The organism is Niabella hirudinis, from assembly GCF_051201075.1.
Lineage (GTDB): Bacteria > Bacteroidota > Bacteroidia > Chitinophagales > Chitinophagaceae > Niabella > Niabella hirudinis.
Window position 1 is genome coordinate 1 of record NZ_JBPEHJ010000016.1, and the last position, 20,926, is coordinate 20,926.

Consider the following 20,926-nt stretch of genomic DNA (forward strand, 5'->3'; position numbering starts at 1 on the left):
CTGATTTCTGATTTCTGATTTCTGATTTCTGATTTCTGATTTCTGATTTCTGATTTCTGATTTCTGATTTCTGATTTCTGATTTCTGATTTCTGACAAACTTACTAATATACGAATACCCCGCTAATGGTCCAACTTGAAACCTTAAACCTGAAACGTCAAACAAAAAACCTCAAACCTCAAATTAAAAAACGAAGACTCCGTCAATACCCGGCTCTTATTTCCACATTTTCACATTTTCAAATCTTCAAATTAGTATGAATATCCGGTTAGTATCAATGGGCAATGGTTCATGGTCAATAGTTCATGGAGTATAAAGCCGGATCCAACCTGGAACTTGAGACCTGAAACCTGGAACTTCCTAATACCTTGGTCCCCCGTTAAAGAAGGAGCGGTTGCGGTTGATCTTCAGATCCTGGAGCATACCTGATTTGGGGCTGATGGTAAAATTGTAGTACTTATAAATACCAATAGGAGAAACACTGGCCGAGAACTGCCAGCAGTGCAGATCGCGCGAAATGGTAAACCCAACCGTCTGAATCTGCTTGGTCTTAAAATCGTAGGCCCCGTTTACATTAAAGTTCCATTTAGGAGTCAGGTTAAAACTGCCGCTCAGGTTGGTACTTGAGTTAATGCCATTGCCGGCATAGGCCCCGGAAGTGGTGGTAGGCCTGCTGTAGGTGAGCGAGTAGGAAATATTGAAGGACCAGGGCGTATTAAAATCTACAAATTCCGCCGGGTTCTGCCGCATATATTCCATCAGTCGTTGCTGATCGCCCTGCAGCATGGGATCATTCATTTGCTTATTCATAGCCTCGTCCCGCTGTTTGGCCTTATTGGCATCCTTGGGTTTACTCTGGAAACTGGTGCTCATGGTAACACTGGCATTGGTAAGCGTTCCAATGTTGAACCGCCGGCCCTGCCAGGCATATTCGTTAAATTTAGGTATCCCGTTTTCGTCTATTTTATAGGGCATGATGGTGCCATTGGCGCTCAGGTTGATCTTTTCAAAGAGATTGGTCCTGAAATAAAGATTGAACGGCGCCAGCCGGGGACTGATGGAATCAGCAAAGAGGTTATACGAGGAGTTGATGCCAAATCCTTCGATCAGCCGGATCTTTTTAAACCCGTTCTCATCTACCCCATTTGCATTGGCTGTTTCACTGTCGGTACTATCCGATTCGGCTTTCTTCTTTTTCTTAGCCTTTACCTTCATCTCCAGGTTGTTATCAAGACCGAAATTAAATCCCCCAAACCGCCGCGGCTGGTAGTTGGCTATTGGCGAGGAAGACAATCCCGCAAGCTTATCATAGTAAACCCTTGATACGGCTCCATTTTCCCGGTTACGGATGGTTACCGCCTGAAAATTGTCCTTGTTAATATCCGGCGTATAATTAAGCGATACCGTAGGCCGGATCACGTGCCGGATACCCTGTACCCGCTTGTTGCGAAACTGGTAAGTGCCATAAAGTGCGGTATTGAAGCTGATGCCCATGCTCATCTGTTTGCGCAAGCCAACGCCATGGTTCATATTGGCGATGACGGTATCATAGACCACGGTTTGCCCAAATTGGTTCGGCCCCTCCAGGGTTTTTACCTCGTAATCCGCAATCCGGCTTACCATATTTTGCGAGTAGGAGAAGGAGGGCGAAATCATTAAGGCCCCGCCCAGTATCGGCGGCAGGGAAAGCGATATGGGGATGCTCTGGTTGGCGTTCCACTGCAGGGTATCCCACATGCGTGCAAATGCATTCTTATATTGGTTCAGGTTTCTTAACGAATCCTTTACCCGGTCTGCATACTCGTAGTAGGACATGGAGTTCTGGAACCCGGTCTGGAACCCGATCCCCAGCTGTTCATACCATTTTTTTGATCCGCTCGAATTCTTTTTCTGAAAAGGGTAAACGGTGTTTACCGTAAACGCCATGTTCGGGAAGTTGAAGGTTACCAGGCGGGCGGCATTGTTTTGGTTGTGGTTAAAGCTGGCGGTAAAATTAAACGGTTTGTCCTGCCAGGTTTTGCCATAGGTAATGGAAGATCCGGCTGTATTATTGGCCAGGTTCAGCAGGTTACTGTTGGGTACGTTTTCGTTGTACCGGGTGGAACTCATGTTCACATTGGCAGCAAAATTAACGCCCGGCCGGGAGCGGCTGTCGGAGGAGTGCGACCAGTTGAGCGTATAGGTGCTTACCTTCGAAAAATCCGGGTCGCCCTTAAAGTTGCGCCTCGTACGCTGCAACCCAAAGTTGATGGATCCCTGGTACCGGTATATCTTCCGGTACGTGGGCTGCACGTTGAACATCCAGCTGCCGTAAGAATAAATATTTCCGTAGGTCTGTACATCCCAGTGGTCATTGATCACCTGGTAATAACCCAGGCGCGAAAGTCCCAGCCCCATCTGATCGTTCCGCTCAAATGAAGGCGACATAAAGCCCGAATGGCGCCCCTGGGACAGGGGGTAGAATCCAAAGGGCAGGTAGATCGGTACCGGTACCGAATCAAATTCGGGCCGTACAGCTCCCGTTACGGCTAATTTTTTATTAACGATCTTGGCCCGCTTCGCCCGGAATCCGAAGTGCGGATGATCCAGGTTGCAGGTAGTAAAAAACGTGCCCTGGCCATACATGGTGCGCGCATCAATCTTTTTGGCAATATCAGAATGCACATACATTTCGCCCTGCTGGGTGATGGTACCCCGGGTAATGCCCTGCTGCGTTTTTATATTGTACTCCATCCCCTCGCTTTTATAAGCGTCCTGGCCCTGCTTCATTTCGGCATATTCGGATATTTCGCCGGTACTGTCTTTACCCGCTTTGGCGGTAACAATATGCGCTGTCTGGTCAATCCCGATCTCGGGGGCGGTAAGCGTCATATCCTGGTACTCCGCCTTGGCATCTCCGTAAAGGTTGATCTTCTTGGAATCCAGGAACCCAACAATGGAATCTTTGCCCGAATAGGTTACCGGCCCGGAAAGGGTATCTTTGGAAACACGTAACCGGAACGTATCGGTTTTGGTGCGGGCTGCCGTATCATTTGTCAATTTGGCAGAATCGGTTATCTTTAGGCTATCTTTTGCAGGGATGGTATCTTTTATGGATTTTTGAGGAACGGTGTCTTTCTGAAAAAGGGCTCTTTCCATACCGGTAAAACCCGGAACGGTAAGTGCGCCCACACCTTTTTTCCCAGCCAGCAAGATCATAGCTGTTAGAAAAGGGACAACAAAATAAATTCTTTTAAATTTGCGCATCAGGGTTTAAGCCAAGTATGGCGCAAATGTATAAATAACATAGTAAAGATTTTGTGAAGCTTGAAACTAAAAATCAGATATTACTTCGAAGCGTGAAAAAAATATGAAAAAATTTGTAATTCAATCTGTTCTATTCATACTTACAGGGGCTTTTTTTTCCGGTATTGCTGCACAGCAGGGTACATCTGGTGCAAAATCCGGAACGGTGAAAACGATTATTGTAGATGCAGGGCATGGGGGAAGCGATCCGGGGGCCGATGGTCTTCAGACCACCGAAGCCGCCATAACCCTGCAGGTGGGACGAAAGCTTGCTGCGGCCATGCGATCAGAGTTAAAAGGCATCAATATCCTCGAAACCAGGACCACATCGGCCCTCCCGGGCGGATTGACCAACCCTGTTGCGGCCAACAGGTTTCGCGCCGACTATGCCAACCGGAGCAACGGCGATCTCTTTATTTCACTGCATTGTAATGCTGCGGGAAGGAGGCCGGGTGGATGGTATATCAAAAAGGTGATCGGAAGAACCGCGCATACAAAAACCGTAACGGTAGGAAAGGGCAAAAAGAAAAAGAAAGTTAAAAAGACCTATTACGTTAATAAATATGAAGATGTATGGGTCGAAAATAAAGCAAGGGGTACCGAAACCTATATATGGGCCGTGGGAAAGAACGAACAGAAGGTCAACTCAATGAAAAATATTGATGACGAGGATAAGGATTATTATAACGAAGAAACCAGCGGTGCGGATGCGCCTCCGCTGCCCGATGTGAACGACCCTGCAGAACGGGTGCGCATGCTGATTTATGCACAGAGTTATTTCCGGAAGAGCTATTCCCTGGCGGCATTGGTAGAAAAGAATTTTATTGCTGATGGGCGTCTCAGCAGGGGGGTGCAACAGCGTAACCACAAGGGAATCTGGGTGCTTCAGGCCACTGGTATGCCCAGTATTCTTGTAGAAATGGGTTTTATTAGCAATAAAGAGGACGAAGCTTATCTGATGAGCCCGGAGGGGCAGGAAGAAATCGTGAATAGTGTTCTTGCGGCCGTTAAAACCTATATTGAAAAATACAGTACTGCCGCGCCGGGCTCCCTGGCCGCTGTGGACCGGGCCGAATAGCCGGCTTTAGTCCCGGCGCCTTATTTATTAAAAAGCCACCGGAACGATCGTCTGGCCCGGGAGGTTTAAGGTACTTAAGTTTACGGTATGTATTTCTAAAAAATTAACGGTTTGGAAGTGGAGTTTTTATATAAATACGCTGGTTTTTAATTTTTTCGGGCGTTATTTGCAACCAAACAAAAAAAATATACACGGATGAAAATATCAAATGAACTTAAAGTAGGCGTTTTAGCCGTATTGGCTATTACCGCCCTCATATTCGGGTTCAGATTTTTGAAAGGGAAGGATATTTTTAACCATAACCCCAAAATTTACGCCATTTTTAAATCTGTTGGCGGACTGGAAAAATCCAATTTTGTAAAGATAAACGGGCTTGCGGTTGGGGCGGTTTACAAAATTGAGCCCAATGATCCCAATGTAAACGCCATCCGGGTAACCTTAAGCATTACGGAGGATGTAAATATACCGGAGAACTCCGTTGCATATATTTCAGGAAGTTTACTGGGCGCATCGGAAGTGGTGATCGACAAGGGCAGTTCCGCCAAATACCTCGGTGATGAAGATCAGATCAGGACCAAGGTAGAGGAAGGATTGCTGGGCAATTTATCTTCGGAAGCCAAGCCCCTTATGGGGAAGGTAAAAACCGTAGCGGATTCGCTCACCCTGTTATTGTCAAATGTTAACAATACGCTTGATGTGTCCACCCAGCGGAACCTGCAGGAAGCGATTGCCCATTTGAAAAATACGGTAGCCTCACTCAATCTGTTGCTCACAAGTGTACAAAAGCCACTGGCGGCCTCGCTGGATAACATGAGTGTATTTACAGAATCGCTGAAGCGCAATAATGGCAAAGTAGACCTGATCCTGGGGCATGTAGATACACTAACGAGGAACCTGTCTGCCCTGCAACTGCAGCAGACAATGGATAGCCTCACTGCAACGGTTTCGGCATTGCATACCGCCGTTAACCGGGTATCAAGCCCCGAAGGCAGCATTGGAGCGCTGATGAACGACCGGCAGCTTTATGATCGCCTGAATAAAGTAGCGCTGAGTGCGGAGATCCTGCTGGATGATTTGCGGGTGCATCCGAAGCGCTATGTAAATATTTCCGTTTTTGGTAAAAAAAATAAAGCAGGAGAGCTTACGGCTCCTGCCATAAAGGATACCGTTCCTCAATAACATGCATCATTCTTTTTTTAAGCGTTACTTTTTTATTTTCCTGTTGCTGGCAGCGGTCACTGCCCGGGCACAGCAGCCCGCGCCGCCGCCGCCGGTGGAAATCATACGTGCCGACAGCCTTTCATTAAAAAAAGCAGATGACAGCACCAATCTTACCGTGCTGGTGGGCAATGTGATCATGAAGCAGGGCGCCACCACTTTTAAATGCGACCGCTGTGTACGAAACGACCGCACCCTCACTTTTGAGGCCTGGGGCAATGTGCACATCAACGACTCCGATACAACGAATATATACTCGGGTCATCTGCGCTATCTTATTGATAAGCAGGTAGCCTATCTGGATAAGAACGTAAAGCTCACCGATGGCCACGCTACCCTTACCACCCCGGATCTGGAATACAATATGACCACCAATATTGCAACGTATAAAAATGGAGGAAAGATTGTAAATCAACGCACCGTCATCACCAGTAAAGAAGCGCTCTATTATACCGACCTTAAAGATGTTTATTTTAAAAAAAATGTGCTGGTAAACGATCCCGGATACCGGATTACCACCGATTCCCTGTGGTACAATACCGAAAACCGGATGGCCCGCTTTATTGCGCTTACCCATATAAAAGACAGTACCAACGCATCCATCGATACCCGTGACGGATATTATAACCTCAAAAACGGAGACGCGCGGTTTGGTCAACGCCCCTTGATTAATGACGGCAAGGGGGTAACTGTGGAAGCCGATCAGGTTTCCCTGGACCAGGGATTTGCAAAGGCCGAAGGGAATGCAGTGGTGATTGATACGCTTCGCAAAACAACCATTATCGGGAACCTGATTTATCAAAACCGGGTCACAGAAGCCATCCTTGCCACGTTGAAACCCCTGATGATCATTCAGCAGGGAGGCGACTCCATATTTATTACCGCAGATACGCTGTTTAGCGCTAAACTGACCGACCTGTACGTAGTTTCCCCGGCCTTGGGCGGCGATAGTATTCAAATAAAACCCGACAGCCTGAAGGGGCAAAAGCAGGATTCGCTGGGTGCAAAACCGGCAGCAGGCTCAAAAGGTATTGCCGCCGCACCCCCGGTACAGGAGGTAAAGGATGCCCCGGCGTCCCTAAAATCAATGGCTAAGGACAGTACTGCAAAAGTGGACACCCTCCCGGTTGCAATAATAAAAGCTCCGGTGGCGCAGTCAAAACAAAAAACGCTCCCCCGGCCTCCCTCAGGAAATCCGCAGCATAAAGCCGTGGTGAGGGATAGCGTGCCGGAAAAGGCCATAGCCGATATACCCCGGGCGTTGGAGAAGAGCACCAGAGATACCCTTACTAAAACAGCGGCAAAAACCAATTCCTCATCAAAGGGAGCTGCCGCCAGGGACAGCACCAACCGGTATTTTGAAGCATTTCATAATGTGAGGATCTACAGTGATTCGCTGCAGGCCGTTTGCGACAGCCTGTTTTATTCCTTTAAGGATTCTACCTTCCGGCTGTACCAGGATCCTGTTGTTTGGGGAAAAGCCAGCCAGATAACCGGTGATACCATCATGCTGTTTACCAAGAACAAACAGATTCACCGGTTTGAGGCCTATACCCACGGTTTTATGGTCAATCATTTAGAGGACCAGGCATATAACCAGGTAACAGCCACACGGATGGAGGGCTATTTTACCAATGGCAATATGGATTCGGTGCGTGCAAAGGGAAATGCAGAATGTATTTATTATGCCCAGGACGCAGATAGCGCCTATATAGGGGTAAACCAGACTAAATCGGATATCCTGGATGCTTATTTCTCTAATAAACAACTGAACAAAGTGGTATTAAGAACCGATGCCAGCGGTACACTCTATCCCCTTAAGGATAAATCTCCTGAAGAAATGCGCCTGTCCGATTTTAAATGGCGGGAGGCAGAACGGCCCAAAACAAAATATGAGCTGATGCAATAGCAGCCGGAAAGACGGGTTTTTTGTTTCACATTTAAGTTTGAGATTGGATCCGTTTTTATGCTCCATATACGAACTCCTCGTTCCTTGCTATTCCCTATTTCCTGTATAATATCGGCCAGAGGAAGATCACGGAGCAGTAGCGACATTTTCAAATTTTCAAATTCTCACATTTCCACATTCTCAAATGAATCCCGTCTGGTAGCAGAAATCATAAATCATAAATCAGAAATCCGGACTATCTTTACGCCTCATTAAAAAAAGGTGACAGAACATGCAGGTATCATATAAACAACCGGATGAACGGGGGTACTATGGAGAATTTGGAGGCGCTTACATCCCGGAAATGTTGTACCGGAACGTGGAGGAGCTGCGGGAAAATTACTTAAAAATCATTGCAGACCCCGCTTTTCAACAGGAATACCGGCTTTTATTGACGGACTATGCCGGAAGGCCAACGCCCCTGTATTATGCAGCGCGGCTGAGCCATAAATACCAGTCTGACATATACCTCAAACGGGAAGATCTTTGCCATACGGGTGCACATAAAGTAAACAATACCATTGGCCAGATACTGGTAGCGGAGCGGCTGGGCAAGAAGCGCATTATTGCTGAAACCGGTGCCGGGCAGCACGGGGTGGCCACTGCTACCGTTTGCGCATTAAAAGGGCTGGAATGTATTGTATATATGGGCGAAAAGGATATTGAACGCCAGGCGCCCAATGTGGCCCGGATGAGGATGCTGGGCGCCACTGTTATTCCGGCAAAAAGCGGCAGCAAAACCCTGAAGGATGCTACCAATGAAGCCATCCGCGACTGGATCAATAATCCCAACGACACGTTTTATATTATTGGCAGTGTGGTTGGGCCCCATCCTTACCCCGATATGGTGGCGCGTTTTCAAAGTGTGATCAGTAAAGAGATCCGCACGCAGCTGGCCGAAAAAACCGGGTCGGAACTGCCAACAGCTGTGATAGCCTGTGTTGGTGGCGGCAGTAATGCGGCGGGCACTTTTTATCATTTTTTAGACGAGCCGTCTGTAGGTATTTATGCAGTAGAAGCGGCGGGTTGCGGTATTGATACCCACATGAGCGCAGCAGCCACCCAGTTGGGAAGACCCGGCATCCTGCATGGCAGCAAAAGCTTCCTGATGCAAACGGCCGATGGCCAGGTAGAAGAACCCTACAGTATTTCCGCAGGCCTTGACTATCCCGGCATCGGTCCCATGCACGCCAATCTTTTTGTAACCGGCAGGGGACAATTTTTGAATGCCACCGACCAGGAAGCGCTGGATGCCGCATTTGAGCTGGCCAAACTGGAAGGCATAATTCCCGCACTGGAAAGCGCGCATGCCCTGGCGGCGCTCAAAAAACTGTCTTTTGCAAAAAAAGACAATATCGTTATCTGCCTTAGCGGCCGGGGCGATAAGGACATGGAAACCTATATGAAAGCAATGGGAGACCATGCCGTATTATAAATGAAATGACGGGCATATTATTAAAAGAAGGATATAAAAGAATTTTGATGAGCCGATTAAAGGACCTGTTTGCACAAAAACAAAAGAATGTATTGAATGTATACTGTACGGCGGGCTTTCCGCATCTGGAAAGTACCCTGCCGGTTATGGAGGCGCTGCAGGCGGGCGGCGCCGATATTATCGAATTAGGCATGCCTTATAGCGATCCGCTGGCCGATGGGGAAGTGATCCAGAACAGCGGTACCATTGCCCTGCAGGGCGGTATGACGCTTTCCGTATTATTTGAGCAGCTAAAGCAAATGCGGACCCGTATCCAGGTTCCTGTAGTGCTGATGGGATATATGAACCCGGTATTGCAATACGGGTTCGAAAAATTTTGTGCCGATGCCGCAGCTGCCGGGGTAGATGGGTTGATCCTGCCGGATTTGCCGCCTTTTGAATTTGAAGCATCCTATAAGGCAGTAGTGGAGCAATATGGGCTCAACTTTATTTTTCTGGTAACCCCCGAAACCTCCGAAGCGCGGGTACGGCAACTGGACAGCCTCAGCAGTGGGTTTCTTTATGCCGTTTCCTCATCATCTACCACGGGCAACGAAAAAGATTTTGCAGCGGTAGAAGCCTATCTGGAGCGCTTGCAAGGTTATGGATTGAAAAACCCCGTCCTCGTTGGCTTTGGGATAAAAGACCAGGATACTTTTTCGAGAGCCTGTAAATATGCCAATGGCGCCATCATCGGATCGGCCTATATAAAAGCACTGGAAGGCAAAACGGATATTGCTGCTGCTACCCGTTCCTTTATCAAAAACGTACTGGGATAGCACCCGATCATTATACGGAGCGGGGGCGAAGCATAATATTTTGCTAAATCGGGTATTTCCCGGTGCTATTGTTGGAACAGACGCAACAAAAAAAACGTAATCTTGTTTCATACTGAGCAAAGGATACATAGTTGATTAGTAGGTTGTAAAAAATGCACTAATTGATCCCCGGTTTAAAGGGGCGAAGTATATTGGGATGGGACTGACTGAAGCAATTTTTTGGCCGGCCCCTGTATTTCAAAAATTTGATCTAAATGAATAAAATCAGTCTTTTTCTTGCATTAGTGTTGCCGCTGTGCAGCATGGCGCAAAAATTAACGTTAACGGGATCGGTGCAAGGGCTGCCGGATAACACTTCGGTGGTATTGATTGATCTGGAAAATAGCTCCTCCACTTTGGGAACCACCAAATCAAAAGGCGGCAACTTTGTGCTTAGCAGCAAACTGGAAGCGCCTACAATATTGGGGCTGATGGTAGGCGATACCATGAAAACAGCCGTATTCCTGGGAAATGAAAATGTAAAAGTTTCGGGATCCGTAAAAACAAAGATGGACGACTGGAAATTTACAGGATCAAAAACACAGAATGATTTTACCGAGTTTCAGGATCTGTTTATCCCGAAATTTGAAAAAGTAAATCAACTGGGTATGGAGCTCCAATCGGGAATGGGTAGCGACAGCCTGAGCAATGCCATGAAAGCCCAGGTGGATGATATCCAGGAAAACGTTGATCGCTTTATCAAAAAGCATCCCGCTTCGCCTGTAAGCGCCATGGTTATCTTATCTACCATCGGTTTTACAGAAGATGTGGCGCTGCTCGAAAAGCGGACCAATGCGCTTACTAAAGATGCCCTGGCTACTGCAATGGGCGGACAATTGAAAAAGGCGCTTGTTGACGCTCGTTTTAATGCAATAGGAAGTATTGCTACTGATTTTGTGCAAGACGATACTACGGGTAAAGCGGTAACGCTGGCACAGTTTCGTGGTAAATACGTGCTGGTCGATTTTTGGGCCAGCTGGTGCGGTCCCTGCCGCAGGGAAAATGTAAATCTGGTAAAGACATTTAATAAGTATAAGGATAAAAACTTTACGGTACTGGGCGTATCGCTGGATGAAGAAAAGGACCGCTGGCTGGCAGCCATTGAAAAAGATGGACTCACCTGGACGCATGTCAGCGATCTTAAGGGCTGGGAAAACCAGGTGGCCCAGAAATACCGTATTACCGCCATTCCCCGAAACCTGCTGCTGGGACCCGATGGCCGGATTCTTGGCAAGGACCTTCGCGGTAAAGACCTGGACAGCAAACTGGCGGAATTACTGGACAAATAAAGCATTTATATGAGCAAGGATAAAAGAGTGATGGACCCCGATGAAGCATAATTTTTTACGAATATTTCGTAGTTTTTGAAGAAGCTGCTATATTTAGCCTATGAAACGGGCATTGCCGGTGATATTTTGTTTATTGGTTTTGAGCAGCGCGGCGCAGCAGATTTTGGGGACCGTAGTGGATGCAAATACGCATAAGCCGCTGCAGGGAGCCAGCGTGTACTTTAATAATACTTCGTCCGGAACAGTAACAGCTTCAGACGGAAGCTTTACACTCACGGAGGCCTTTTCGGGCGAACTGATTGTTTCGAACATTGGTTATGAAACCTGGGTACATACCATAAAACCAAACACCGCATTGCCCCGCCTGCTTTTTGAATTGAAGCCCAAAGTGAAGGAATTGGAAAATATAGTGGTAGGCGGGTATATTACCGAAACCTGGGAAAAATGGGGAAAAGTGTTTCTCGAAACCTTTCTTGGTGTAACCCCGGTTGGCCGGAATTGCCTTCTGCTCAATAAAAAAGCGCTCCGGTTTCGTTTTTATAAAAAACAAAATGTGCTGGAAGTGGTAGCCGATGCACCCTTGAACATTGAGAATCCTAAATTAGGATATAACCTCCGGTATGACTTGCTCGATTTTAAGATCAATTTTTCTGAACACAGTTCTTATTACGCAGGCTTTGTCTTTTTTTCGGAACAGCGCAGCGGTTTGAAACGATCGGTGCTGCGAAACCGGAGAGATATGTATTACGGATCTCCCATGCATTTTATGCGGGCGCTTTTTATGAACAAAGCAGAAGAGGAAGGGTTCCGTATGAAAAAAATGACCCGGGCTTGGAATGCCGAAAAAGAACGGGTAAAACAGCTGAAACGGAAGATCAACGGCCAATGGATGGCGGATAGTATTCCCCGGGATTCAGCGGCATATTATGACCAGGTAATGCGCCAGGAAGATTATGAAGACCGGTACGCCGATCATAACCTGACCGCCGACAGTGTGTTAACAGGAATGAACGGTGCCCATAAAGTCATATATTGGAACAATTTTCTGGCGATTACTTATCTGAAAGGCAAAGAACCTGTTGAATATCTGCAATACACCGGAGAACGGCGTGGTCCGCTCTATCCCCGTTCCTGGCTGCAATTAAAAGGGCCCCTGTCTGTTGATGCGCGCGGCAACTGGTCGCCTCCGCAAAACATCATTTCTTCCGGATACTGGGGGTGGAGCGATAAAGTAGGTAATATGCTGCCGCTGGACTATGAACCCTGATCAGCTCCGGTAAGCCCGGAAAAATGGCTGAAAGCCTGTTATCCGACACGGAGCCCATTGGGTACCGGTTTGTCCGGGTTAAGCAGGGTTATGGCATTTTCTTCGCCCACGGTACCCAGTACCAGGCATTCGCTGAAAAAATTGGCGATCTGTTTGGGTGGAAAATTTAATACCGCAATAACCTGCTTGCCGGGCAGGTCCTCCAGGCTATATTGTTTTGTTATTTGTGCCGAGGATTTATAAAAGCCGCATTCCCCAAAATCGATGGTGAGTTTGTAGGCCGGTTTATGAGCCTCCCTGAAAACTTCAGCATGGGTAATAGTGCCCACCCGCATTTCAATCTTTGTAAAGTCGGACCAGTTGATTGTTGGCGCTTCCTGCATGTACGTTGTTATTTTGTATACTCAATTATTTGTTTTTGGGATGTGTTACTGCATCTCCCCTGGAAAACGGTCGCCTACAAGGTTCAGTTGTATGCCGTGCTCCAGCAGGGCTTTCAGGCCCGCCAGTACAAGTGTAAAGCCTTCTGTTGAGTCACGGATCTGCGCCATCAGCGCGTCTGAATCTCCTTTAAAACCGCTGTTGACAATGCTTACAAAAGTAGCATCATCTGCCAGAGCGGTAAAGGTCCAGGTAACGGTTGTTGTTGTTCCCTGGTTGCCCCATTCAATTTCAATTTTTTTATGTGTCGCTATATCCAGTACCCGAACCGGAACGGTTACGTTATACATTTCCCATACCCATTCTACGGTTTTCCCGGTTTCCAGTTTTCCCGAACTTTTGGTAAACCAGATCTTCGTGGTAACTGCCGGATCAATAAAGGCTCCAAAAACCATCGCAACGGGCTTGCGGATCAGCATTTCTGCTTTTGCAAAATTTTGGGATTTCATTTTTTGTTTTTATGAAGATACGCGATTAAACGAAGTTGCATCAAAAGTCTTTCATCTGTGATCGGAACGCCGACTTTCACCGCAAAGCGGGACAAATCCCGAAGTTTCGCATGCGCTTGAAGTAAATTTTTGCCCTGGGAGCTGCAGCGCAGCGCTGATCTTGTTGGTAAACGACAATACGGGTAATAAAGGTGCAGCGCACCGGTAATCATTGCGGTTTGTACAAGCGGTGCACAGGAAATTACCGCCGCGCTGCGGCTACGGGAGGTTTTGGGCCTTTATTAAAGACCGGTTTTTTATAGCCCATTCATTCATTTTTTATCCCCGATTTATCGCGGCCCGGTATAACGGTTGTTAATATTCCGGTTCATGCGCCACCGGATGCCCAAAAAACCGCGGATGCCCTGGTTGGGTGCATATACATAGGACGGATCAAAAGTGAGGCCATAAGGATTATCGGGAGTGGCCAGCGCCTGCCCGTTGCCATCAAATAATACCTGCTTGTCAAAAGGATCATGGGCGCGGGCTATTAAAAAAGGGTTGCCTTTGCCGGGCGTAAAGTTGAGCAGGTTTTTAACACCGCCATAGATCTCAAATCCACGATTGGTTTTTTGGGTGAGTTGTATGTTTTGCAGGCTCCACCAGGGAGAAAAGGGGGCGCGTGGATCGCTGGCATTCAGAAGGGGTAGCCGCATCGGGCTGTAAATGTTCCCGGTATAATCGATGCTGAATCCCCATTTTGGAAGCTGGTAGCCGATGTTCCATACGCCGGTAAATTTTTCTGTAAACAGCTGGCGTGTTTTTATATTTCCGTTTACGCTGTAAACGTCCATATATGTGGCACCTGCCAAAATTTTCAGTCCGGAAACGGGCGCCAGGTCTATATTCAGCGAAATGCCGCGGGAAATGGCATACCCGTCCAGGTTCCGGTAAAGAATCTGGTTGGGATTACTGTCATAGTCTGCAATGATCTTATTGGTAAACCGGGTATAAAATGCCGAGGCATCTAAACCGATAAATCTGCTGCGGGAGGTAACGATCCTGGTTACAAAATTGACATTACCATTCCAGGAGGTTTCGGGTTGCAGGGCTTCTTCAAATATCACATCCCGGGCCCCGGTAAGTGCCGCGTGGTCTTCTGTAAATACCTGTGCTATGCGGTAGCCATTGCCGATGCTGAGCCGCAATATATTGTTATTGTTGGGAGCATTCCATTTATAGTTGATCCGGGGCGTTAAAATGCTTCCGTGTCTTGAGTTGTGGTCAAGGCGTATGCCGGCAAGCAACTTGTTATTTTTATTAAGTGTTATTTCATCCTGTGCAAATACACCCGGCAGCCAGGTCTGTTCGGGTTGCAGGGGTGTGGCCGGGGTATTGTCATCGTACCCGGTATAGCGGAGTGCCGCGCCGCTGGTGATATCATGCCTGTGCAGGATTTTGTTCCAGGTGAGTTGGAGAAAGCCGATATATTGCTGCGCATTGAACGGAATGCTGCCATAGGCGCTGCTTTGGTTGTGACCGTTGGCGCTGAACCATAGCTGTATTTTTTCGGGGAGCGGGAGCTCATAGGTGCCAAAGAGCTCCCATCGCCTGGTGTCAATACTTTCGCCGTAGATGCTGTCGCCCCCCCGGAAGGTTTTGTTCCAGCGCATTTCACCACCCCAGCGATATTCCTGTACATAGCGGCCGGCCATTGAAAAAAGCCGCTGCGCCGGGCGGCTGATCTCCCATTTGGTAAACGCCGAAAACCGGTTTTGCAGGGTAGCATCGGTAAAGCCATCGTGATTATGATCCACCGGAGTGCTATAATTGAAATAGTTAATGCCCGCCATGCCCTGTGCGCGCTTACCGGCGTTAAAGCTGGATGCGATGTCGGCATTGAGTTCCCGCCAGGAGGTAGCAAATACATCGGCGGCAAGCGCCGGAGTATTGCCAGGTTTGTGGGTGATGATGTTTACCAGCCCTCCCACAGCTTCGCTTCCATAAAGCGTGGACGCCGGCCCTTTTACAATTTCCACCCGTTCGATCAGCGATTGCGGGATGCCGCACAGGCCGTAAACAGTGGAAAGACCGCTTACGATGGGCATTCCATCAATGAGGACGAGGGTATAGGGCCCTTCCAGCCCGTTGATATGTATGTCGCCGGTATTGCAGATGTTACAATTAAGTTGCGGACGCACACCATTGATATGCTGCAGCGCATCAAAAAGGGATGGGGTAGGGTTGGCCTTAAAATAGCCGGAGGTATATACTTCCACCGGTACGGGGCTGCTTTGCCGGGAAACGGTTTTAAGCGTACCTGATACGACCACGTCCTGCATTCCGGGCGTATCGGGTTCCAGCGCAATAGCCAGCATTGTATCACTGTGCAGTTCTAATGTGGTATCTTTTTGACGAAACCCTATGGCCGATATCTTTAGCCACAGCTTTCCGGAGGGCAGGCTTATAAGCTGGAAACGGCCATCGGTACCGGATGTAACTGTTTCAGTTTGCGATGATGCCGAGGCCCTGATGGTAGCATGTGGAACGGCCTGACCCTGATGGTGCAGCATACCCGTTATGACGGCCCCGGTCTGCGCCCATAAGGCCCCCGGCACGAATAATAACAAGATCCAAAAAAAATACTTCATACTGTCTTAATATTTTAGTTATATGTGCGAAAATATTAAAGTTAGACTAATCTAACTTTAATATTTCGGTTTTTTTATTAGCTTTGAGCCATGTTGTCCAATACGGAAGAGAATTATCTGAAAGCCCTGCTATATCTTACCACAGATGAAGCAGGTAAAAAAGAAGCAGGCACCAATGATCTGGCTGTTCACCTGGGATTGAAGCCGGCGACCGTTAACGACATGTTGAAACGGTTAAAGGAGAAGGAATATGTGAGCTATAAGAAATACGGGAAGATCACACTTACAAAATCGGGGCGCGACATTGCGGTATTTGTAATGCGCAAACATCGCTTATGGGAAACCTTCCTTTGTGAGGTGCTGGAGTTTAGCTGGGATGAAGTGCATGAGGTAGCAGAGCAGCTGGAACATATCCAGTCTGATAAATTGACGGACCGGTTGGATCATTTTCTGAATTACCCGGATTATGACCCGCATGGAGACCCGATTCCAAAGCCCAATGGCAAGATGCCGCCCCGGGCTACCACACTGTTATCATCTGTTGCCATGCATCAATCGTGTACTGTAGCTGCAGTTAAGGATACGTCACCGGTTTTTTTACAATACCTGGAACAGTTGTCTATCGGTATTGGTACAAAGGTCAAAGTGGTCGAAAAGATCTCTTTTGATGGGTCGATGACCCTCCAGGTTGGCAAAGGAAAAATCACAGTTTCCGAAAAATTTGGCAATAGTTTGCTGGTAGACTGAAAAAATTGGTTTGATGTTTAAAGTTTAAGGTTCAAGGTCAGATCAAACACCAAATAGTGATCTGTGCCTGATAACTAACGTCTATCGTCTAAAGTCAGTGGAATATCAACCAGCGAAAAGCGCACCGAGCGGGAACGGCACCCTCACTCCCATTTTCACATTCTCACCCGCCCCTTCGGTTCGGGCAGGCATTTTCAAATTGCTTCTAAAAAAATCTCATCCAATGCCTCAGTTACAGTGGGGTATTTAAATTCAAAACCGGCTTCCTCCAGTTTTTGGGGAATCACCCAACGGCTTTTTAAAACAAGCTCGGGTTCGGTGCCAATCAGCCGGGCGCCCAACTGCAACAGCCACTCGGGAATAGAAAAGTAGACAAGGGGCCGGATACGTTTTCGCAGGGCTTCCATCAATTGTTGATTAAGCACGGGGAAGGGAGCCGCTGTGTTAAAAACGCCTTCCAATGCTGCGTGTTCCATCATAAAACGGATGATCCGGTATACATCCTCAATATGGATCCAGCTGAATACCTGTTTGCCGCTGCCCTGGACGCCTCCCAGCCCGTAGCGGGTAAGGTTCGTATAGGGCTGCATTACGCCGCCGCCTCTTCCCAGTACAATGGAGATGCGCAAGGCCACTTTTCGGGTATGCGGTGCGGACCGTTCAAAAAAAGCCGCTTCCCAGGCCCTCGCTACCGTCACAGAAAAACCGGTGCCAACCTCACCCCGGTCTTCATCCATGGGGCGGTCACGGGCCTCACGGTAGATGGTGGCGGTGCTGGAGTTGATCCATAACTTGGGCGGAACGGTGCATTGTTCCAAAACGGACTGGAGCCGTTTTGTGGTTTGAACGCGGGATCCGAGGATTTCCTGCTTATTGGCTTCGGTATAACGGCAATCAACGGATTTTCCCGCCAGGTTGATGAGGGCCTCCGCTCCTTCGAGTGCCTTGCGGATTTTATCTTCGTCAGCCCAGGTGATATCTGAGGCGTTCCGCGATATTACCAACACCTCGTAACCCTCTTCGCGAAATCTTTTCAAAAGGTACTGGCCGATAAACCCCGTACCGCCGGCAATGATTATTTTCTGTTTCATCTGTATATTTTTTATTTAATTTTTGCCAGATGGAATTTTGCATAAAAATTTTCATCGCTTTGGGTATGAATTTGCTCGAAAATTTTTATGGTCATTTCATGGGGTGTCTTTTATGAATTTAATATAATCAATCCTTGCGAATTTTAGGCTCCTTGCGGTTGAAGCCGGACCCTATGCACCGGGTACAGGAGGCTGCACATTAAATTGGGCACCGATCCTTTTTTGGCGGGCAACCTTTTTGCCCCGGAAGAACAGGTAGAGATTGAAGAAAAGCATCAGCCCCAGGTAAATGCTAAATCCGCCGATCTTCACACTCAGAGCCTCAATGGCCGCCTGGGTTGTTTCGAGATGCCGGGTAATTTCGAGAATATAAAGCCCGAAGCCCAGGTTGAGTAAATAAAAACCGATCTTAAAAAGTGTGTTAGTTGCAACGGCTATTTCATCGCGTCCGTTAAAAATGTCTTTCATGTAGACCAGGCTGTTGCGAAACAGGCTGTGGGCCACATAAAGAGTAAGTAGGATCACTACTGGTAAATAAACAAGGTACGCTATTACGATCAGATCTTTCATGATGAAGTGTTTTTATGATGAATAATAATGTATCCGTTTTGAGAGGAAGTAAATAAGCGCCATGTTAAAATAGTGGGTGACCGCCAGGATGCCCACGAGCATCCCCGTTTTGCCGGCTATAGAGGCGATCAGGGCGCGCGCAGAAGTTACGGTTTGCCAGTTGCTGAACTGCAGAATGGCGTAACCGATGTTGAACAGGTAATAAGCGATGAGGATAATATTGTTGGTGGCGTCTGTCTGCGCCGCCTGATGCCGGAAAAGCCGCAGGATAAATACCCTTCCATTCTTATGAAACAACCGGCCTACCCAGTAAATGATGTAGATGGTTATGACCGCATAGATAATATAGGCAAGGATATTGTAGGTCATGACTGCATTTTATTACATAACAAGTTTCAATAATTTTAACAGCAATTCCCCCCTGGTAGAGCCGGCCACCCGTTCTACCAGGGTGCTGAGCTGGTCTGTAAAGGTTTGTATATCATGAATGGTCTGGTGCAAGGCCTTTCCTTCGGCCGATTTATCCTTTTTGGTTTCGGCTTCCAATTCCGTCAATACACCCAACACGGGATCTATTTCTTTTTGCTTACGCATCAGGGCTATTTTCAGCGCCCATTTCCAGATGTCTTTTTCTGCTACAAAGTATTCCTTACGGTCGCCGGCAATCACTTTTTTGTAGATGATGCCATAGTCCAGCAACTGCCGCAGACTCATATTGGCGTTGCCGCGGGATATGGTCAGCGCCTCCATAATGGCATCGGTGGAAAGGGGATTGTCCGAAACCAGCAGCAAGGCCTGGACCTGGGCCACCGATTTGTTGATGCCCCACTCCGTACCCAGGGCGCCCCAGGTGTCTATGAATTTTTGTTTGGATATTGCTAGTTGCATTTATTTTAGTTTCTGGTGTAAAGATATACATGTTTATTGAATTTTCAAAAAATACTGAAAATTCAATAAATTTGTTTTGGTTCTTTATTTTGAAGATTTTCAGAAATTGTTTGGAAAGGATTTTCAAAAAATAGTAGTGGCGACTATTTTCCGCATGATTTACGCAGAAACAGAGGCTTTAAATTTGCATTCCCATAGCTCGGATAAGCACCGGGCTAATTTTTGCTCCTTGATGCTGCAGCCTCCTATAAGTAAGCGACAGTACTGGCAATCGCTGCGGTTTGTATAAGCCCTGGTTGGATCATGTATAAAGGGGCAAGAGGTGTAGCAGAAGCTCCTTTACCAGCGCTACATCCTTTTCTGTAGTTCTGAAATTAACAAAAGCAGCCCTTATGCCCGGCTGGCCTTTATAATGGGTGGGGCTCATAAATATTTTACCGGTTTTGTTGAGCGCTGAGAGGAATGCCATTACGTTCTCCGTATCGTTAGCCGGGGCCGGGAGCGAGAAGCACACAGTGTTCAGCCGTACGGGGGCCAGTAAGCACAACCCGGGCTGGGATTGGATAAACGCGCCCAAATCGTGTGCCTGCCGGATGCTGTTCTCAACTATATACCGGTATCCTTCGCGTCCGTATGCGTTTAAGGTAAACCAAACGGGCAGTGCTTTCAATCGTCTTGAGTTTTCGGGCAGCAGGTTCAGGTAGTTGAAATTTTCCAGCGGGTCTCCCAGGTAGGGAGCATTGGAGTTTTGGAAGGTGGATACCTGCAGCAGCCGGTGCTGATCTTTTATAAAAAAAGCCGCATTTTCATACGGTACATTCAGCCATTTATGACAGTCAACGGTAATACTATCTGCCTGTTCCCAATCCTTTAAAAGGTGTTTATGCGCGTCCGAAAGGATGGCAAAACCGCCAAAGGCTGCATCAATGTGCCACCAGAAATGGTATTGTTTTCGTAATGCGGCAATGGCGCTGAAATCATCAAAGTCGACCGTGTTGACGGTGCCGGCGCTGGAGATCAGGATAAACGGTGCGCCATTCAGCTGCCGGATCTGTGTCTCCAGGTCCTTTATGTCTATGGCTTCGCGGTTGCCTTCCATTGTGTTTACCGGCAGAATATTGCTGCTTCCCATACCCAATAGCGCCAGTGATTTTATGGAGGACGAATGCGGCGTGGCGGTGAGAACTTTCATTTTTTGCGTGAGGCCCTCCTTTGCAATATCGTTTCCAGACTGCTGCCCCAGCCATTGCCGTGCAACGGCCAGGCAGGTGAAGTTCGACATCGTGGCGCCGGTTACAAAGCCTCCCAGAAAGATATCCGGAAGCCCCAGCAGTTCCCGCAGCAAGCCTGTGGTTTCCAGTTCAATGGCCGCCGAAATATCTCCATCGCCTTTGGCTGATTGGGTATTCTGATCATATATCGTAGTCAGCCAGTCGCCTGCTATCGAAGCCGGCGTGGTACCGCCGGTTACAAAACCCCAGTAGCGGGGGCCGGAAGCTGCTACCATGGCGGGCTCCCAGCGGTCGTTAAATTTTTTGAGAGTTTCAATAGTGCCCAATCCTTTGCCAGGCATGCCTGCGGGGGTGGGGGCTTCAATAGTGGTTGATACCGGGCGTTCAGCCAGTTGTTTCAGATAGCTGAGCCCCTGTTCACTAACCAGCTGCATTATTTTTTCGAGCGAAGAGAGGTCTTCCTGCAATTGTTTGTTCATATGTTGATGATTGAAGCCTGTA

General features: G+C 47.8%; 17 protein-coding genes. 8 read left to right on the forward strand and 9 right to left on the reverse strand.

Features of this window, described 5'->3' with window-relative positions; all coding sequences use genetic code 11:
* Positions 1 to 360: 360 nt before the first annotated feature.
* Entirely contained in the window at positions 361 to 3,198 is a 2,838-nt protein-coding gene (locus GGU45_RS19965; RefSeq protein ID WP_435227782.1) for a putative LPS assembly protein LptD, read from the reverse strand.
* Between the two features lie 151 nt (positions 3,199 to 3,349).
* On the opposite strand from GGU45_RS19965, the gene GGU45_RS19970 reads away from it, so the two are divergent.
* The 7 genes from GGU45_RS19970 (at position 3,350) to GGU45_RS20000 (ending at position 12,377) form a co-directional block, all read left to right on the forward strand.
* Positions 3,350 to 4,363, forward strand: coding sequence for an N-acetylmuramoyl-L-alanine amidase family protein (locus tag GGU45_RS19970; protein WP_435227784.1), 1,014 nt, complete (start codon positions 3,350 to 3,352; stop codon positions 4,361 to 4,363).
* Between the two features lie 195 nt (positions 4,364 to 4,558).
* A complete protein-coding gene (locus tag GGU45_RS19975) occupies positions 4,559 to 5,542 on the forward strand; it encodes an MlaD family protein (protein ID WP_435227786.1) in 984 nt (327 codons plus the stop codon).
* Between the two features lies 1 nt (position 5,543).
* Positions 5,544 to 7,490 (forward strand): OstA-like protein, encoded by a 1,947-nt coding sequence (locus GGU45_RS19980; protein ID WP_435227788.1) that lies wholly within the window; start codon positions 5,544 to 5,546, stop codon positions 7,488 to 7,490.
* Positions 7,491 to 7,761: 271 nt separating this feature from the next.
* Positions 7,762 to 8,964 carry a tryptophan synthase subunit beta gene (gene trpB / locus GGU45_RS19985; protein WP_435227790.1) on the forward strand — a complete coding sequence of 401 codons (1,203 nt, stop codon included), beginning with the start codon at positions 7,762 to 7,764 and terminating at the stop codon, positions 8,962 to 8,964.
* 47 nt (positions 8,965 to 9,011) lie between these two features.
* The gene (gene trpA / locus GGU45_RS19990) at positions 9,012 to 9,782 is read left to right on the forward strand and encodes a tryptophan synthase subunit alpha (protein WP_435227792.1); all 771 of its coding nucleotides are present in this window, start codon (positions 9,012 to 9,014) and stop codon (positions 9,780 to 9,782) included.
* A 254-nt stretch (positions 9,783 to 10,036) separates the two neighbouring features.
* On the forward strand, positions 10,037 to 11,110 hold the full coding sequence (locus GGU45_RS19995) for a redoxin domain-containing protein (RefSeq protein WP_435227794.1): 1,074 nt from the start codon (positions 10,037 to 10,039) through the stop codon (positions 11,108 to 11,110).
* A 100-nt stretch (positions 11,111 to 11,210) separates the two neighbouring features.
* Complete coding sequence (locus GGU45_RS20000) at positions 11,211 to 12,377, forward strand: carboxypeptidase-like regulatory domain-containing protein (RefSeq protein WP_435227796.1); 1,167 nt, start codon at positions 11,211 to 11,213, stop codon at positions 12,375 to 12,377.
* Positions 12,378 to 12,415: 38 nt separating this feature from the next.
* On the opposite strand, the gene GGU45_RS20005 is transcribed toward GGU45_RS20000, so the two are convergent.
* The 3 genes from GGU45_RS20005 to GGU45_RS20015 form a co-directional block, all read right to left on the reverse strand.
* Positions 12,416 to 12,760 (reverse strand): tRNA-binding protein, encoded by a 345-nt coding sequence (locus GGU45_RS20005; protein WP_435227797.1) that lies wholly within the window; start codon positions 12,758 to 12,760, stop codon positions 12,416 to 12,418.
* Positions 12,761 to 12,805: 45 nt separating this feature from the next.
* A complete protein-coding gene (locus GGU45_RS20010; RefSeq protein WP_435227799.1) occupies positions 12,806 to 13,267 on the reverse strand; it encodes an SRPBCC family protein in 462 nt (153 codons plus the stop codon).
* A 329-nt stretch (positions 13,268 to 13,596) separates the two neighbouring features.
* Positions 13,597 to 15,897 carry a TonB-dependent receptor gene (locus GGU45_RS20015; protein ID WP_435227801.1) on the reverse strand — a complete coding sequence of 767 codons (2,301 nt, stop codon included), beginning with the start codon at positions 15,895 to 15,897 and terminating at the stop codon, positions 13,597 to 13,599.
* Positions 15,898 to 15,987: 90 nt separating this feature from the next.
* Between GGU45_RS20015 and GGU45_RS20020 the strand changes: the two genes are divergently transcribed.
* Entirely contained in the window at positions 15,988 to 16,644 is a 657-nt protein-coding gene (locus GGU45_RS20020) for a metal-dependent transcriptional regulator (protein ID WP_435227803.1), read from the forward strand.
* 194 nt (positions 16,645 to 16,838) lie between these two features.
* Here the strand turns inward: GGU45_RS20020 and GGU45_RS20025 are convergent, their stop codons facing one another.
* The 5 genes from GGU45_RS20025 to GGU45_RS20045 form a co-directional block, all read right to left on the reverse strand.
* Complete coding sequence (locus tag GGU45_RS20025; protein WP_435227804.1) at positions 16,839 to 17,735, reverse strand: TIGR01777 family oxidoreductase; 897 nt, start codon at positions 17,733 to 17,735, stop codon at positions 16,839 to 16,841.
* A gap of 171 nt (positions 17,736 to 17,906) precedes the next feature.
* On the reverse strand, positions 17,907 to 18,305 hold the full coding sequence (locus GGU45_RS20030) for a hypothetical protein (protein WP_435227806.1): 399 nt from the start codon (positions 18,303 to 18,305) through the stop codon (positions 17,907 to 17,909).
* 12 nt (positions 18,306 to 18,317) lie between these two features.
* Positions 18,318 to 18,674, reverse strand: coding sequence for a hypothetical protein (locus tag GGU45_RS20035; protein ID WP_435227807.1), 357 nt, complete (start codon positions 18,672 to 18,674; stop codon positions 18,318 to 18,320).
* A 12-nt stretch (positions 18,675 to 18,686) separates the two neighbouring features.
* On the reverse strand, positions 18,687 to 19,193 hold the full coding sequence (locus tag GGU45_RS20040) for a GbsR/MarR family transcriptional regulator (protein WP_435227809.1): 507 nt from the start codon (positions 19,191 to 19,193) through the stop codon (positions 18,687 to 18,689).
* A gap of 301 nt (positions 19,194 to 19,494) precedes the next feature.
* The gene (locus GGU45_RS20045) at positions 19,495 to 20,904 is read right to left on the reverse strand and encodes a pyridoxal phosphate-dependent decarboxylase family protein (protein WP_435227811.1); all 1,410 of its coding nucleotides are present in this window, start codon (positions 20,902 to 20,904) and stop codon (positions 19,495 to 19,497) included.
* Positions 20,905 to 20,926: the final 22 nt, after the last annotated feature.